This window comes from Desulfovibrio piger, assembly GCF_012843875.1.
Classification (GTDB): domain Bacteria; phylum Desulfobacterota; class Desulfovibrionia; order Desulfovibrionales; family Desulfovibrionaceae; genus Desulfovibrio.
Window position 1 is genome coordinate 62,003 of sequence record NZ_JABAFY010000002.1, and the last position, 16,918, is coordinate 78,920.

General features: G+C 62.0%; 13 protein-coding genes. 6 read left to right on the forward strand and 7 right to left on the reverse strand.

Annotated features, from left to right (window positions below):
• Position 1: 1 nt before the first annotated feature.
• Positions 2-865 carry a YitT family protein gene (locus HF854_RS00890; protein WP_168934596.1) on the reverse strand — a complete coding sequence of 288 codons (864 nt, stop codon included), beginning with the start codon at positions 863-865 and terminating at the stop codon, positions 2-4.
• 171 nt (positions 866-1,036) lie between these two features.
• Complete coding sequence (locus tag HF854_RS00895) at positions 1,037-1,834, reverse strand: sulfite exporter TauE/SafE family protein (RefSeq protein WP_168934597.1); 798 nt, start codon at positions 1,832-1,834, stop codon at positions 1,037-1,039.
• A gap of 359 nt (positions 1,835-2,193) precedes the next feature.
• Between HF854_RS00895 and HF854_RS00900 the strand changes: the two genes are divergently transcribed.
• The 6 genes from HF854_RS00900 to HF854_RS00925 all read left to right on the forward strand — a co-directional run bounded on the left by HF854_RS00900 (position 2,194) and on the right by HF854_RS00925 (position 9,942).
• The gene (locus HF854_RS00900; protein ID WP_006003985.1) at positions 2,194-3,147 is read left to right on the forward strand and encodes an aspartate carbamoyltransferase catalytic subunit; all 954 of its coding nucleotides are present in this window, start codon (positions 2,194-2,196) and stop codon (positions 3,145-3,147) included.
• On the forward strand, positions 3,148-4,410 hold the full coding sequence (locus tag HF854_RS00905; protein ID WP_168934598.1) for a dihydroorotase: 1,263 nt from the start codon (positions 3,148-3,150) through the stop codon (positions 4,408-4,410).
• Between the two features lie 1,232 nt (positions 4,411-5,642).
• Complete coding sequence (gene amrB / locus HF854_RS00910; RefSeq protein WP_168934599.1) at positions 5,643-6,512, forward strand: AmmeMemoRadiSam system protein B; 870 nt, start codon at positions 5,643-5,645, stop codon at positions 6,510-6,512.
• A 171-nt stretch (positions 6,513-6,683) separates the two neighbouring features.
• Entirely contained in the window at positions 6,684-7,634 is a 951-nt protein-coding gene (hysB, locus tag HF854_RS00915) for a NiFeSe hydrogenase small subunit (protein WP_168934600.1), read from the forward strand.
• Positions 7,635-7,681: 47 nt separating this feature from the next.
• Entirely contained in the window at positions 7,682-9,175 is a 1,494-nt protein-coding gene (gene hysA, locus HF854_RS00920) for a NiFeSe hydrogenase large subunit HysA (RefSeq protein WP_168934601.1), read from the forward strand.
• A 188-nt stretch (positions 9,176-9,363) separates the two neighbouring features.
• The gene (locus tag HF854_RS00925) at positions 9,364-9,942 is read left to right on the forward strand and encodes a UbiX family flavin prenyltransferase (protein ID WP_168934602.1); all 579 of its coding nucleotides are present in this window, start codon (positions 9,364-9,366) and stop codon (positions 9,940-9,942) included.
• A 426-nt stretch (positions 9,943-10,368) separates the two neighbouring features.
• Here HF854_RS00925 and tnpA read toward each other — a convergent pair whose 3' ends face one another.
• The 5 genes from tnpA to carB form a co-directional block, all read right to left on the reverse strand.
• The gene (gene tnpA / locus HF854_RS00930; protein ID WP_168934603.1) at positions 10,369-10,827 is read right to left on the reverse strand and encodes an IS200/IS605 family transposase; all 459 of its coding nucleotides are present in this window, start codon (positions 10,825-10,827) and stop codon (positions 10,369-10,371) included.
• Between the two features lie 197 nt (positions 10,828-11,024).
• Positions 11,025-11,279 (reverse strand): YMGG-like glycine zipper-containing protein, encoded by a 255-nt coding sequence (locus tag HF854_RS00935; RefSeq protein WP_040368933.1) that lies wholly within the window; start codon positions 11,277-11,279, stop codon positions 11,025-11,027.
• A 50-nt stretch (positions 11,280-11,329) separates the two neighbouring features.
• Positions 11,330-11,752: a hypothetical protein gene (locus HF854_RS00940; RefSeq protein WP_168934604.1), complete on the reverse strand. Its 423-nt coding sequence runs from the start codon at positions 11,750-11,752 to the stop codon at positions 11,330-11,332.
• 507 nt (positions 11,753-12,259) lie between these two features.
• Positions 12,260-13,387 (reverse strand): glutamine-hydrolyzing carbamoyl-phosphate synthase small subunit, encoded by a 1,128-nt coding sequence (gene carA / locus HF854_RS00945; protein WP_006003958.1) that lies wholly within the window; start codon positions 13,385-13,387, stop codon positions 12,260-12,262.
• Between the two features lie 3 nt (positions 13,388-13,390).
• A complete protein-coding gene (gene carB, locus HF854_RS00950; RefSeq protein ID WP_168934605.1) occupies positions 13,391-16,633 on the reverse strand; it encodes a carbamoyl-phosphate synthase large subunit in 3,243 nt (1,080 codons plus the stop codon).
• Between the last annotated feature and the right edge of the window lie 285 nt (positions 16,634-16,918).

Consider the following 16,918-nt stretch of genomic DNA (forward strand, 5'->3'; position numbering starts at 1 on the left):
ATCAATTCCGGCGCGAGAATTGTCCGCCGGACACGTAAAAGGTGTTCTCCACCACGAACAGAGCCTTGGGGTCCACCATGAAGACCAGGTTCTCCAGACGCTTGAGGGCCACGTTGTTGGTGACGGTGAGCAGGATCTCCCTGTCGCCGCCGGAATAGGCGCCCTTGCCCCGGATCAGGGTCACGCCGAAGCGCTCGCTGGCCAGGATGGCCTCGCTGACCTCCTCGCCCTTCTCGGAAATGATCATCACCAGCTTGCGGTGGTTGAACAGACCCACCACATACTCCAGCGTATTGGCCGAGATGAACATCATGATGGTGGACGCGATGATGATGTCCAGCGACAGGCTGAACGCGCCCACCAGGAAGATGCAGATGTTGACCGCAAAGCTGAACTGCCCGATGGGGATGTTCCAGCGCTGTTTCAGGGCCACGGCGATGATGTCCGTACCGCCGCCGCTGCCGAGGGTGCGCAGCATCATGCCCACGCCGGTGCCGTGCAGCACCCCGGCCACCACGGCGGCGTAGACCTCGTTGTTGATGGGGATCTGGAAGTCCACGAACATGCCGAAGATGGTAGTACAGATGGTGCCGTAGGCCGTATAGAGCAAGAAGCGGCGCCCCACGAAGAACCAGCCCCAGACCCAGATGGGGATGGAGAGCACCAGATACCAGATCAGGGGCGTCAGCAGGCCGGTATTGTAGAACACCAGCAGGGCCATGCCCAGGACACCGCCAGCCAGCATGGCGTGCGAAGCCACGACGCTCTTGACGCATACGGTGACGAAAAAGGCGCCGATGGTCAGCCAGAGCAGGTTCCACCAGACGGACTCAGCGAGCCTGTTATTGTATGTTTTCAGCTTCATGGGTCTCCCGATTCGAAATGGTTACGGTGGAAGGCCGCGTGCCAGCCTTGAAACAGGGACGGACAGGCCCGTTCCGTCCAAGGCCGCCGCGCTCCGCAAAAGAGCACGACGGCCTCGGCAGGGACGCGAGGCCCCGAAACGGTGACGGTCCCGGTCCGCCCGGGGATGATCCTAGAACAGGCCCACCAGCATGCGCAGGGCCACGATGATGAGGAAGACGGCAAAGCCCTTCTTGAGCTTGGCCGTGGGCAGGGAGTGGGAAAGCCTGGCACCGATGGGGGCCGTCATGAAGCTGGCGGCAGCGATGCCGAAAAAGGCCATCAGGTTCACGAAGCCCACACAGCCGGCGGGCAGGCCGGGGGCATTCCAGCCGCCCACGATATAGCCCAGCGTACCGGCCACGGCGATGGGGAAGCCGATGGCGGCCGAGGTGCCCACGGCGTGATGCAGGGGCACGTTGCAGAAGCTCATGAACGGCACGGAGAGCGTCCCGCCGCCGATGCCCACGAAACTGGAGATGAGGCCGATGACGCCGCCCACACCGGCGGTGCCCAGGGCGCCGGGCATCTCACGACTGGCCGGGGGACGGTAGTTGGACAGCATCTGCAGGGACACGAAGCCCAGGAAGCAGATGAAGAAGACCTTCAGGAACAGGGTCGGCATGTGGGTGGCCACCAGACCGCCCAGGAAGGTGCCCAGCAGGATGCCGGGCGTGATGTTGCGAAAGATGTCCCAGTGGACGGCACCGCGTTTGTGATGGGCCCGGCTGCTGGAGATGGACGTGATCATGATGCTGGCCAGCGAGGTGCCCAGGGCTATCTGCTGCACATATTCGGCCGGGATGCCCTGACTGGGAAAGACCGCCACCATCATGGGCACGATGACGATACCGCCGCCCACGCCCAGCAGACCGGCAAGCACACCGGCCACGGCGCCGCAGCACAAATAGACAAGGATTGAAACGAGCATGACGACCTTCCTCCATGGCAGCGCAGGTCGTGCCCGGAGGCGCGATCGCGGTACGAAACGGCAGAAAAAACAAAAAGGCGTGGGGCCACGGGCCCCGTCACGCCCCCGGGACAGGCACCGGACACCTGCCGCTGGTCCGGCGCAATACCTCAAGAAAGTAGACAAAGCACCCCAAAGCGTCAACTGACTTTTTGCTTTACAAAGCGCCCGGCAGCGTCTAGGTTTGCCCCCATGAAATGTCTGGCAACGTACCGCGGTGATCTGCGCCCTGTGAACGCCGTTCGCAGGGGTTCTGCCCGGTTTTTCTTTTGTCCCGCCGTTGAGCGGGCTTTTTTTTAATCCTGCAACCCCACGACGCCATGACTACAGATACTACGTACCGCTGGCCGCACAAAGACCTGCTGGACGTCACCCAGCTCGACGCACAGGACGTGCGTCACCTGCTGAACGTGGCCGCCAGTTTCCAGGAAATCAACCTGAGACCCGTCAAAAAGGTGCCTACCCTCAAGGGCAAGACCGTGGTGCTCTTCTTCGTGGAGAACAGCACCCGCACCAAGACGTCTTTCGATGTGGCCGGCAAGCGCCTTTCCGCCGACACCTACTCCCTGGCCAAGTCCGGTTCCAGCCTCAACAAGGGCGAGAGCCTCAAGGACACGGCCCTGACCCTGCAGGCCATGGGGCCTGACGTCATCGTCATCCGTCATCCCAGCAGCGGCGCGGCCCAGTTCCTGGCCGAGCGTGTCTCCTGCGGCATCGTCAACGGCGGTGACGGCTGGCATGCCCATCCCACCCAGGCCCTGCTGGACAGCTTCGCCCTGCGGCAGGTCTGGGGCGATGCCTTTGCCGGTAAACAGGTGCTCATCCTGGGCGACATCGCCCACAGCCGCGTGGCCCGCTCCAACGTGCACCTGCTCACCATGCTGGGCGCCAAGGTGCGCCTGTGCGCGCCGCGCACCCTGCTGCCCGCCGGTGTGGAATCCTGGCCCGTGGACGTGTACGGCGACCTCAACCAGGCCGTGCGCGACACCGACGCCGTCATGTGCCTGCGCCTGCAGCTGGAACGCCAGCAGGCAGGCCTGCTGCCCGACCTGGCCGAATATTCCCGCCGCTTCTGCCTGACCGAACGTCATCTGGAACTCACCCACCCCGGCGTGAAGGTCCTGCATCCCGGCCCCATGAACCGCGGGCTGGAGATTTCCAACGACGTGGCCGACGACCCGCGCAGCCTGGTCCTCGATCAGGTGGCGTCCGGTGTGGCCACCCGCATGGCCGTCCTCTACCTGCTGGCCACCCGTAACGATGGAGGTTGCTAAATGACCCTGTGCATCAAGAACGCCCGTCACCTGGACGCCCCCGTTGACCTGCTGGTGCGGGACGGCAAGATCGTGACCATGACCCCCGCCGGCCATCACGCCGCGCCCGAAGGCAGCCAGATCGTGGACGCCCGCGGCCTGATCCTCATGCCCAGCATGGTGGACGCCCACGTCCACCTGCGCGAGCCCGGCTTCGAATACAAGGAAGACATCAACACCGGCCTGGAGGCCGCCGCCCGCGGCGGTTTCGGTTCGGTCATGTGCATGGCCAACACCAAGCCCGTCAACGACAACGCCAGCGTCACCCGTTTCATGCTGGACCGCGCCGCCCAGACCCATCCCCACGGTCCGCGCCTCTGCCCCATCGCCGCCGCCACCGTGGGCCTGGCCGGTGAAGAGATGGCCCCCCTGCAGGAGCTCAAGGACGCCGGTTGCGTGGCCATCTCCAACGACGGCCGTCCCATGCCCGGCACCGAACTGCTGCGCCGCGTCATGGAATACGGCGCCGACCTGGGCCTGACCTTCATCGATCACTGCGAGGACAGCACCCTGGCCCGCGGCTGGGTCATGAACGAAGGTCCCCTCAGCGGCAGCCTGGGCGTCAAGGGCCAGCCCCCGGTGGGCGAGGCCGTGCAGGCCGCCCGCGACATCATGCTGGCCGAATACCTGAACCTGCCCGTGCACATCGCCCACGTCTCCAGCGCCCTGACCGTGGACATCATCGCCTGGGGCAAGGCCCGCGGCGTCAAGGTCACGGCCGAGACCTGCCCCCACTACCTGACGCTGGATGAATCCGCGCTGGACGGCTACAACACCAACGCCAAGGTCAGCCCGCCGCTGCGCCGCCCCGAAGACCGCGAGGCCCTGCGCCGGGCCATCAAGGACGGCACCATCGACATCCTGGCCACCGACCACGCCCCCCACGCCGCCCATGAAAAGGAGCGTACCCTGGACGAGGCCCCCTGCGGCTTCACCGGCATGGATCTGGCCCTGACCCTGACATGGCAGCTGGTGCGCGAGGGTGTCATCAGCGAGGCCGACCTGCACCGCCTCTGGAGCGTGCGCCCGGCCGAGATCTTCAATCTGCCCCTCAACCGCTTCGAGCCCGGCGATCCGGCCGACTTCTTCCTCTTCGATCCCGAAGAAAAGTGGACCGTCAGCCGCGAGACCCTGTACTCCAAGAGCTACAACACTCCCTTCCTGGGCCGGGAGATGCAGGGCCGCGTCCGCCATCACTGGCTGGGCGGCGTGCAGCTGTTCTAAAAAACAGGGAAAAGCCCTTGTAACTTTGTGCCATGCCCGAACGGTGTCCGTGCCGACGGGCATGGCACTTTTTTTTTCGGATCGGAGGAAGGGCTCCCCGTAGCGCTGCTGTCGATGCCCGCAGATGCCCTGTCGCAACGGTCACGGCCTGCTCCTGCTTTCGGGCAGCACGAGGCGTGGCCCATCCCCTCCCCGATGACGCACAGGGCTGTCCCCTGCTCAGGACTCAGGACAGGACGAAACTAATCCCCCAAACGTCGGTTATCGTATGCCTCCTGTTCCCGGGCTTATCATGAGCGAAGATATCCCTGGAGCTTGTGCGTGTATCGTTCCCACCTATGCCATGAAAGCAGCCGGCAAGCCTTTTAAAGACCATCGTAAAACTACATATCGTGAACATATATCTCCTTAAAAAATCACAATGAACAATAAGTTAGCATCCATAAAGATTTTTTCATGGGAATTTATATGGCTGCTGTTTTGTGGCTTCATGACCATAGTATGGGTGAGTGAAGTCTGGGACGTCAAAACCGCACCGGAGAAATACGCTTGCTTGTGGGGCGGTGAAGGGCCCGTGGCTCGACTGTGGTACTATGCCTCGGAAAGTCTTTACTTGCTTCACCTTGCCTGTCTGATCGTTTGGTTCTTGTCTGGAATATGGCTTTGTGTGTGCCGATGCTCTCTCAAACGTGCATTGCTGCTTGCGCATGTTTGTCTGAGCATGTTGTGGCTCACGGCTGCTCTTATAACAAACTGCTGACGCTGCCGACCAGGCTTGCCAAAGGAATGTTGCTCCGGACCTTGCTCACCTCTCTTTTATCCTGCGCCCTATTGCCAGGACATATGGGGATACCCTTATTGATGCCATGCCAATGGCCTGTCTGATGGGCCTGTGATTCCCTTTTCAGGAACAAGTCGCAGGGAAACGAAAACTTCCATGCAATACAAATGATGCGGAAAGGCACCTTTGAGATGCAAAGGTGCCTTTCTTATGCCCGCTCAATGCCTGCATCGCCAAAGCCTGATGGACGAGGCGCGCCTACATTCCTGAGGCGAAAAGTCCTTTTGGGGAAAGCAGCTGACACAGCCTTGCAGGCCCTCCCCTGCCTTCGCCGCCATCTTCCCTCCCCTGCCCTTTTCCGCCGGGAAAGCTGCTCCGGTCTTGCTGGTCTTTGTCCGCCGCCGGCGCTATGCTCCTTCCAGTTCAAGATCTTTTTCGGGAGGATACCGCCATGCATCTTCGTCAGCCCGCTGTCGCAGGCCGTTTTTATACTGATGTCCCGGCCGACCTGCGCGCCGAAGTGGAGTCGTTCCTGAAACAGGGGGCGGCCCTGCCCGCTTCGGCCCTTGCCGCCGGGGATGCGGCCCATCTGGCGGGCCTCATGCTCCCCCATGCCGGGCACGTCTACAGCGGCCGGGTCATCGGCGCCACTCTGGCCCATGTGCGCCTGCCGCGCACGGTCTTCCTGCTTTGCCCCAATCATACCGGCCTGGGCACGCCTCTGTCCGTCTGGCCCGCCGGTGCCTGGCAGACCCCGCTGGGCCCCGTGCCCGTGGACGGTGAGATGGCCCGCCTGCTCTGCGAGGCCGACGAGGATTTCAGCGCTGATGTCATGGGACATGTGCGGGAACACAGCATCGAGGTCCTGCTGCCCTTCCTCCAGGTCTGCGCGGGCGATGCGCCCCTGCATGTGGTGCCTGTTTGTGTGGGCACCGGCCAGGCCCCTGTACTGCGCACGGCCGGACAGCGCCTGGCCCGGGTCCTGGAGCGCTGCCGGAGCCGCGACGGCCGGCGCCCCCTGCTGCTGGTCAGCTCGGACATGAACCACTACGAAGACCAGCGGACCACCCTGCGCAAGGACGACCTGGCCCTGGACGCCGCCCTCAAAGGCGATGCCGACGCCCTGCTGGCCACCGTGGCCCGGGAGGGCATCAGCATGTGCGGGGCCGCGCCGCTGGCTCTGGCATTCTATGCCCTGCACGCCTGGGCGCCCGATGCGGCAGTGCGCGCAACCCTGGTCATGCACGAAACGTCCGCCGCTGTTTCGCACGATACGGGACACGTCGTGGGCTACGCCGGACTGCGTATCTTCAGCTGCTGAAAGACCCGTCAAAAAAACAAGCAAAAAGCTCGGAATCCCTTGTCCTAAGCCTGTTTCTTCGGATTGTTACGTTGACACAATCTTCCGGCCTTGGTACATCCATATTACTTATGTCGTTTGGCATAACCCGACTGCCGTTTTTTTTCACTACGCCAACATGAGGAGGCATGCATGAGTCTCAACAGGCGTGATTTCGTCAAACTGTGCACCGGCACAGTGGCGGGTTTCGGCGTTGCGCAGATGTTCCATCCTGCGGTTCGCGAAGCCCTGGCCGGCACGTTGACTGGCGAGCGCCCCCCTGTCATCTGGCTGCAGGGACAGGGCTGTACCGGTTGTTCAGTGTCGCTGCTGAACAACGTCAACCCCTCCATCGCTGATGTGCTGCTGAAGATCATCAGCCTCGAGTACCATCCTACCGTCATGGGCGGTGAAGGCCACGACGCCTACACCCACATGCTGAACATTGCCAAGAACTTCAAGGGCAAGTTCTTCCTGGCCATCGAAGGTTCCATCCCGCTGGCCAAGGATGGTCGCTACTGCGTGGTGGCCGAAGAGGGCCACACCGAGATCACCATGGCCGACCTGGTCAAAAAGCTGGCTCCCGATGCCGCCGCCGTGCTGGCCCTGGGTACCTGCGCTGCCTACGGCGGCATCCCCGCTGCCAAGGGTTCCGTGACCGAAGCCATGGGTACCGGTGCCATGCTCAAGCAGGCCGGCATCAAGACCCCCGTGGTCAACATCCCCGGCTGCCCGCCCCAGCCTGACTGGATCGTGGGCACCATCGCCCTGGCCCTCCAGAAGATCAAGGAAAAGGGCCTGGAAGCCGGTCTGGCCGAAGTGGTCTCCCTGCTGGACAGCGAAGGCCGCCCGCTGCCTTTCTACGGTCGCAACGTGCACGAGAACTGCCCCTATCTGGGCAAGTACGACGAAGGCAAGTTCTCCGCCACCTTCACCGAGAAGGACGGCTGCCGCTACGACCTGGGCTGCAAGGGCCCCGGTGCGTACTGCGACTCGTTTGAACGTAAATGGAACGGCGTCAACTGGTGCGTGGCCAACGCCATCTGCATCGGCTGCACCGAGCCCTCGTTCCCCGACGGACAGAGCCCCTTCTACAGCAACTAGAAGCGGCCCGGCTTTTCCATTTTTTCTGACGTTCAAAGGAGAGCTTTATGGCCAAGGCCACTATCGCCATCGATCCCGTCACCAGAATCGAGGGCCATCTCAAGGCCCAAGTGGTGGTGGAGAACGGCAAGGTTGTGGACGCCCACCTCACCGGTGGGATGTTCCGCGGTTTTGAACAGATTTTGAAAGGACGCGACCCGCGTGACTCCACCCAGATCGTGCAGCGCATCTGCGGCGTGTGCCCCACCTCCCATGCCATGGCTTCCGCCCTGGCGCAGGAAAGCGCCTTCAACATCAAGGTGACCGGCAACGGCCGCATCACCCGTAACCTGATCCTGGGCGCCAACTACCTGCAGTCGCACATCCTGCACTTCTACCATCTGGCCGCTCTGGACTTCGTGGCCGGCCCCGATACCGCGCCCTTCGTGCCGCGTTTCGCCCAGCCCGACCTGCGCCTGCCCCCCGAAGCCAACAAGGTGGGCGTGGACCAGTACCTGGAAGCCCTGGAAGTGCGTCGCATCGCCCACGAGATGGTCGCCCTCTTCGGCGGCCGCATGCCCCATGTGCAGGGCATCGTGCCTGGCGGTGCCACTGAAATGCCCACCAAGGAAGCCCTGCTGGAATACGCGGCCCGCTTCAAGAAGGTGCGCCAGTTCATCGTCGAAAAATACCTGCCCATCACCTACATCGTGGGCTCCGTGTACAAGGACCTGTTCGAACAGGGCCAGGGCGTGCACGGCTGCTCCTGCTTCGGCGTGTTCCCCATGACCGACGACGGCAAGACCCACCTGCTCAAGGCCGGTATCTTCCTCAATGGCCGTGACGTGGAATTCGATCCCAAGAAGATCACCGAAGACCTCAAGTACGCCTGGTACGACGACGCCACCACCGGCAAGGGTGCTGCCGGCGCCGAGACCAACCCCAACCTGGACAAGAAGGACGCCTACTCCTTCGTCAAGGCTCCCCGCTACGACGGCGAAGTCATCGAAGTGGGCCCCGCCGCCCGCATGTGGGTGGCCAACGCGCCGCTGTCCGAAGTGGGCGTGAAGATGCTGAAGGAAAAGTTCGGCATCGAAGCCCGCACCATCCGCGACCTGGGCTGGGACAAGGTCTTCTCCATCATGGGCCGTCACGTGGCCCGCGCCGAAGAAGCCCTGCTCATCGCCAATGCTGTGGAAGGCTGGCTGAAGGAAGTCAAGCCCGACGGCGAGACCTTCACCCCCTTCGAGATCCCGCAGAGCGCCGAAGGCTACGGCTGCACCGAAGCGCCCCGTGGTTCTCTGGTCCACTACATCCGTGTGAAGGACCAGAAGATCGACAGCTACCAGATCATCTCCGCCACTCTGTGGAACTGCTCGCCCCGCGACGACAAGGGCCGCCGTGGTCCTCTGGAAGAAGCCCTCATCGGTGTGCAGGTCCCGGACATCAACAACCCCGTCAATGTTGGGCGCACCATCCGCGCCTTCGACCCGTGACTGGGCTGTGCCGTGCACGTGCTGCACGCTGAGACCGGCGAAGAATCCATCGTGAACCTGGGCTAGGTTCCGCGCGATTTGTCGCTTTGTCCCCCCTGTCCGTGTGGCAGGGGGGACTTTTCTTTTCCTCTCTCCCACCGTATCCTCAGTTTTCCGTCCCCGCTCCCGCTTTCATGCCATCCTGCCAAAGGGCACCCCTTCCGCTGCCGGCGGCAGAGGCCCTCCTCCGGGGAGGGTACGGCCAAGGAGCTTTTATGAAACGAATCATCGTAGGCGTCAGCGGTGCCAGCGGCATGCCCCTGGCCCTGTGTCTGCTGCGCCATCTGGCTGCCCTGCCCGACGTGGAAAGCCACCTCATCCTTTCGCCCGGAGCCCATGCCGTGCTGGAAGCGGAATGCGGCCTTGCCCCGTCCACCCTGCATGCCCTGGCCGACGTCAGCCATGATGCGGCCTGTCTGGGAGCCGCCCCGGCCAGCGGCTCCTGGCAGCACGACGGCATGGTGGTCTGCCCCTGCTCCATGAGCAGCCTGGCCAGCATCGCCACCGGTGCCGGAACCAACCTGCTGCACCGCGCCGCCGACGTGACCCTCAAAGAACGCCGCCCCCTGATCCTCGTCCCCCGGGAAAGCCCCCTGAGCCGCATCCATCTGCGCAACATGCTCTGGGCCAGTGAGGCCGGAGCCGTCATCATGCCCTTCATGCCCGCCTTCTACAGCGGGGAGGATACCCTCGAAGGGCTCATGGGCCAGTTCTGCGGCCGCATCTTCGATCAGCTGGGGCTGTCCCACCAGTTGTGCCGCCGCTGGCAGGGCCCTTCGGATGAGAGGAGCTGAAGCAAATATGTGATGAGGGGGAAGGGGAGGACTTTTTGGAAAAAGCCCTCCCCTTCCCCCTCAAACTCCCCCATCCCCTCCCCAAAACTTTTGCCCTGGTCTATGGCAGGATGAAGTAACGCGACAGACCGTGCCCGACGCCCCTGTCCCCCGGAAATACGGGGAAGGTCCATCCGGCATCTTTCGTATGGAAACGCACGAGGAACAGGAGGGGCTTCTGCCGGAGATGCAGAAAAATGATGCCCCGGGGATCAAGGCCATCCGCATGGCGGATGGTTTTCCCTTTCGCACCGTGGAATGCAACAGGATAAAGGCCATAAAAAAGTGACCCACCGGCAAAGCCGGTGGTTCTTCATATGCGCCTGTAAGGCTCTTTTACCAGCCGCGCCCTAACAGGCGCATGGCGGTCTGACATTTGCATTTCTGTTACTTGCGGCCCGTAAACGGGCTACCGGGACACGGAAGGCTCAACTGCGCTCCCAATTTATCCTCATCTAATTGTCTTCGTATGTAATCACGGATTTTCATCGCATTTTTACCTGCCGTATCCACATAATATCCACGGCACCAAAATTCGCGATTGCGGTACTTGAATTTTAAATCACCAAATTGATCATATATCATCAGGCTACTTTTACCTTTCAAATATCCCATAAATCCTGAGACACTCATTTTAGGAGGAATCTCAACCAGCATATGGATATGGTCAGGACGGCATTCCGCCTCGATAATATTTATTCCTTTCCATTCGCACAGTCTGCGTAAAATCTCGCCTATGGCACGTTTTTTCTCACCATAGAAAACCTGCCTCCGGTACTTAGGGGCAAATACTATATGATATTTGCAGTTCCACTTGGTATGAGCTAAGCTTTTGATGTCACTCATCATGACCTCCTTTTGATTTGCTTCATAGATGCAGTTGCCAGACCGCAATCCAATGTTAGCAAATCAAAAGGAGCTTTATAACATACTCATAGCTTTAAGCTTTTTTGAACCTCCCGCCTAGCGGGAGGTTTTCTTTTTATACAAAAAAACCGCTCCCCAAAGGGAGCGGTCGCTGTCACAAAGCAAAAAAAGCGGGTTTACCAGCCGCGATGGTGGTAACGGCTCTTTTCCTGCTGGTTGCCTACGATACCACCGGCCAGAGCACCCATACCGGCACCAGCCAGAGCGCCCCAGCCCACGGAACCACCGGAAATGGCGGCCACGCCGGCACCACCCAGCGTACCCAGCGCGGCACCGCTGGCCACGCCCTGCTGGGTGGGGGACATATTGGTGCAGGCGACGCCCGTCGCCATAAAGGCGGCCATCAAGATGATCGCAAACAGTTTTTTCATAGAAGTCTCCACAATACGCAGCAGCGTATCAGTTCGTGAGGGACGATCCGTTATTGAGCGGCCGCAAGACGCGGCTCGACGAGTTCAAACCACAGCACACCCAGGACAGGACGGTCCAGTCTGTCAGGGTGAGCCGCATACCAGGCATCCACTTCTTCCACGATGGTGGTGCGCTTCACGTCCTTGAACGCCTTCATCCAGCCCTTTTCGAACTTGGACAGGTTGGACACAGGCATCTTGCCGTTCTTGGCGGCCAGTTCAGCTTCCCGGCTGTTGACGAAGTATTCCGTGGCGATGGCGGTATCCATGCCGAACAGGAAACTCAGCTTGTTGTCCAGGCTGCTCTTCTGCCACACGCTGCCCGTGAATTGCAGCACGGGATTGTTGCCCTTGTCCTGATCTGCCGCCTGAACGCCGGCAGCCCCGAACACAAGCGCCGCAGCCAGACAAAGGCTCATGATGGCTTTTTTCACTCCAGACTCCTTTGGTCTGTTGCCCTTGCGGACAGTTGAAGGCCGACCTGCCTGCAGCAGATTCGGACCGATATCACGACGATAGCCCAAGTGCGCAGGTGATGGCAAGCCTGTGCCGGAACCTTGGCACCAAGAGCGTGAGCGAAACGTCAGTGCCCGGTATCGCAGTAGTTTTCCTTCACCCTCCCCAGATGTCCGTCCTTTGACGGCAACGCATCCCTCTTGTACGGCCTGAGCGCTGGCCCCACATCAGCCCTGCATCAATAGCCCTTTGGGAAAGCATTCCTGTAGCACGCCCGGTCTTCGCTCTTCTGTTCACAGGGCATCCCTGCGTGTTGCCAACGCCCTGTCCCTGCTCCTCCGCAGCATAAAAAAACAGGGCCCTTCCGAACGGGAAGAGCCCTGTAAACAGATACCTGATAAAGCGCGCTGGGGAGGGGGGAGTTTGAGGGGGGAACCCCTCTCGCGCTAGGCGAGGGGGTCCCCCCTCAAAAATCCCGCCAGATCTTAAGCCAGAGCGGCCTTCATCATCTCATGGAAGCGTTCGAAGAGGTAACGCCCGTCGTGGGGACCGGCGGCCGCTTCGGGATGATACTGCACGCTCATGATGGGCAGGGTCTTGTGGCGCAGGCCTTCCAGGGTCTGGTCGTTGAGGTTGATGTGGGTGGCTTCCACATCGTCCAGGCCGTCCAGCACCACATGGAAGCCGTGGTTCTGGGACGAGATCTCGATGCGGCCCGTGCCCAGATCCTTGACCGGATGGTTGCAGCCGTGGTGGCCGAACTTCAGCTTGGCCGTGGTGCCGCCCAGGGCGTGGCCGATGAGCTGATGGCCCAGGCAGATGCCGGTCACGGGGAATTCCTTCACCAGTTCGCGGATGATGGCGATCTCGTCCTTCAGGGTGGCGGGGTCGCCGGGGCCGTTGGACAGGAACACGCCCTTGGCGCCGCTGGCGCGGGCCTGGTCCGGCGTGAAGGAAGGCGGCACGGCCAGGGGCTCGAAGCCCACTTCGGCCAGCAGGCGCAGGATGTTCCATTTCACGCCGAAGTCATAGACCAGCAGCGGGATGCCCGTGCCCTGCCAGGCATAGGCGCCGTTGGCGTCGAACTGGGCGTCCTTGGGGCCGTCGGCCGTGAGGATGTAAGGCTTCTGGGCGGCCACGAAGGGCACCAGGTTCTGGCCTTCCATGCTGGGCAGGGCGCAGGCCTTGGCGCGCAGGCTCTCCACATCCAGGTCACGGGTGGAGATGATGCCGCGCATGGCGCCGTTGATGCGCAGGTGGCGCGTCAGGGCGCGGGTGTCCAGGCCTTCCATGCCGGGCACGTTCCAGCGCTTGAGGAAGTCCGGCAGGGATTCCTTGGAGCGCCAGTTGGAGGGCTCCTTGCAGCATTCCTTGACCAGCAGGGCGCGCATGTGCACGCGGCCGGATTCCATGTCTTCGGCGGTGATGCCGTAGTTGCCGATGAGCGGATAGGTCATGCACACCATCTGCCCGTAATAGGAGGGGTCGGTGAGCACTTCCTGATAGCCGGTCATGCCTGTATTGAAAATCACTTCCCCACCGGTTTCGAAATCGCCGGTAAAGGATTTGCCCTGAAGGCAGAAACCGTCTTCAAGTACCAGTAATGCTTTCATATCTTACCCCCGCGCTTCCCGCGCGTAGTATTCCTGCAGGCTTTCCACATGCGTGTCTTCGCGGCGCTTGCCGATGGCGATGGCCGAGGCCTTGGCACCGGCCACGGTGGTGCAGTAAGGCACGCCGTAGCTCACGGCCGTGTGACGGATGGACTTGGAGTCGCGGGCCGTGTTCTTGCCCGAGGCCGTATTGATGACCAGGGCCACGTCGCCGTTGATCATGCGGTCCACGATATTGGGACGGCCTTCGTAGACCTTGAGCACTTCTTCCACTTCCAGGCCGCGCTCGCGCAGGTAGCGGGCCGTGCCGCGCGTGGCCAGCAGGTGGAAGCCCAGGTCGGCGAACATGGCCGCCACTTCGGGCAGGATGGGCTTGTCGCGGTCATTGACCGAGATGAAGACATTGCCGCCCTGCGGCAGATCCTGACCGGAGGCCAGCTGGCTCTTGTAGTAGGCTTCGGGGAAGTCGCTGCCCATGCCCATGACTTCGCCGGTGGAGTGCATCTCGGGTCCGAGGATGATGTCCACGCCGGGGAAGCGCTGGAAGGGAAGCACGGCTTCCTTGACGCAGGTGAAGCCGCCGCGGCGCATGCTCCAGGGATCCAGCTCGTCCAGGGTCTTGCCCAGCATGACCTGGGTGGCCATGTAAGGCAGCGGCACGCCGGTGGCCTTGGAGACGAAGGGCGCGGTGCGCGAGGCACGCGGGTTCACTTCAAGGATGTACAGATCGTCGCCCTTGATGGCGAACTGGATGTTCATCAGGCCCACGACCTTGAGCTCGCGGGCCAGGGCTTCGGCCTGGGCGGCGATGAGGGCCACATGGTCATAGGAGAGCGAGAAGGAAGGCAGCACGCAGGCCGAGTCACCGGAGTGGATGCCGGCTTCTTCGATGTGTTCCATGATGCCGGCCACATAGACTTCCTTGCCGTCGGACAGGGCGTCCACGTCCACTTCCACGGCATGTTCCAGGAACTTGTCGATGAGGATGGGATGCTCGGGCTTTTCGGGCACCTGTTCGCGGAAGTAATCCACCAGCTCTTCCTTGTCATAGACCACGGCCATGGCGCGGCCGCCCAGCACGTAGCTGGGACGCACCACCACGGGATAGGTGATGCGCTCGGCCACTTCCAGCGCCTGATCCAGGTCCATGGCGGTACCGTTCGGCGGCTGGAGCAGGCCCAGCTTTTCGATGAGGGCCTGGAAGCGTTCGCGGTCTTCGGCGCGGTCGATGGCATCGGGCGAGGTGCCCAGGATCGGCACACCGGCGCGCATCAGCGGCACGGCCAGGTTCAGCGGGGTCTGGCCGCCGAACTGCACGATGACGCCTTCGGGCTTTTCCTTTTCCACGATGTTCATCACATCTTCAAAGGTCAGGGGCTCGAAGTACAGGCGGTCGGAGGTGTCGTAGTCCGTGGACACGGTCTCGGGGTTGGAGTTGACCATGATGGCCATGATGCCCGCGTCGCGCAGGGCGAAGGAGGCATGGCAGCAGCAGTAGTCGAACTCGATGCCCTGGCCGATACGGTTGGGGCCGCCGCCAAGGATCAGCACCTTGCGGCAGTCCTTGGTCTGCACTTCGTCACCCTTTTCATAGGTGGAGTAGTAATAGGGCGTGTAGGCTTCGAATTCCGCGGCGCAGGTATCCACCAGGTAGAAGGTGGGCACGATGCCCATTTCCTTGCGCAGACGGCGGATGTCGGTCTCGGGACGCTTCCACATCTCGGAGAGCTGACGGTCGGAGAAGCCGTATTCCTTGGCTTCGCGCAGGATCTCCGGCAGCTCGGGATTCAGGGGCGTCATGTCGTTGGCCAGACCGAAGTCGCGGATGCGGGTCTCCATGTCCACGATGTCGCGCATCTGGCGGATGAACCAGGGATCGATGCCGGAAGCCTCGTGGATGTCTTCCACGCTCACGCCGGCCAGCAGGGCCTGGCGCAGGGTGAAGATGCGGCGCGAATGGGGCTTGCGCAGACCGGCCATGATCTCGGGCAGGGGCGGCAGCTCGCGACGGAAGTTGAAGCCCAGGCCGGAGGCGCCGATCTCCATGGAGCGCAGGCCTTTCTGCAGGGCTTCCTTGAAGGTGCGGCCGATACTCATGGCTTCGCCCACGCTCTTCATGGAGGTGGTCAGCTCGTCCTTGGCACCGGGGAATTTTTCAAAGGTGAAGCGCGGGATCTTGACCACGCAGTAGTCGATGGCCGGCTCGAAGCTGGCCGCGGTCTCGCGGGTGATGTCGTTGCGCAGTTCGTCCAGGGTGTAGCCGATGGCCAGCTTGGCGGCCAGCTTGGCGATGGGGAAGCCCGTGGCCTTGGAGGCCAGGGCCGAGGAACGCGACACGCGCGGGTTCATCTCGATGACCACCATCTCGCCGTTGGCGGGATTGATGCCGAACTGCACGTTACTGCCGCCGGTCTCCACGCCGATCTCGCGCATGATGGCGAAGGAAGCGTCGCGCATCATCTGGTATTCGGCGTCGGTCAGGGTCTGGGCCGGGGCCACGGTGATGGAGTCGCCGGTGTGCACGCCCATGGCGTCCACGTTCTCGATGGAGCAGACGATGACGCAGTTGTCATTCTTGTCGCGCATGACTTCCATCTCGAACTCTTTCCAGCCCAGCACGCTCTGCTCGATCATGACTTCGGACACGGGGCTGGCGGAAAGGCCGTGACCGGCCACTTCTTCCAGGTCGGCCATGTTGTAGGCGATGCCGCCGCCGGTGCCGCCCAGGGTGAAGGCCGGGCGGATGATCAGCGGGAAGGGCAGCACGTCGCCCAGGGCGCGCACTTCATCCATGTTGTGGGCAATGCCGCTGGCAGGCACTTTGAGGCCGATGTTCTCCATGGCCTGCCGGAACAGTTCGCGGCTTTCGGCCTTTTCGATGACTTCGGCACGCGCACCGATGAGCTCAACGCCGCACTCCGCCAAAACGCCGCTCTTGGCCAGACCAAGAGCGGCGTTGAGCGCCGTCTGTCCGCCAAGGGTAGGCAGCAGGGCATCGGGGCGTTCCTTGCGGATGATGGCCGCCAGGGTCTGCTGCTCGATGGGTTCGATATAGGTGGCGTCGGCCATGTGGGGGTCGGTCATGATGGTGGCCGGGTTGGAATTGACCAGCACCACCTCGTAGCCTTCTTCCTTGAGGGCCTTCACGGCCTGGGAGCCGGAATAGTCGAATTCACAGCCCTGGCCGATGACGATGGGACCTGCGCCGATAACCAGAATTTTGTGTAGATCCGTGCGTTTGGGCATTGGATGTTCCTGTATGGTTGGGAAAATCGCAGGGGTGCGGCCCTGCCCCTCCGGGTGCCTCCCCTGCCGCCCCATGGCGCATTGCACGGAAGACATCCGGTTAAAACGTTTTTTTCTATCCGCTTGCGCTGCCTTCGTCAAGATGCTGCCTGCCCTTCCCGGCAGGATGTCCGGCCAAGGGCACGGCCAGGGCCAAAGCGTGCGCCTGCGGGCCTTTTGCCCCCTTTCGCACTTGCCAAGGACGGGCTTTTGGAGAATACTGCTTCCCTCTCAATCTTTTTTACG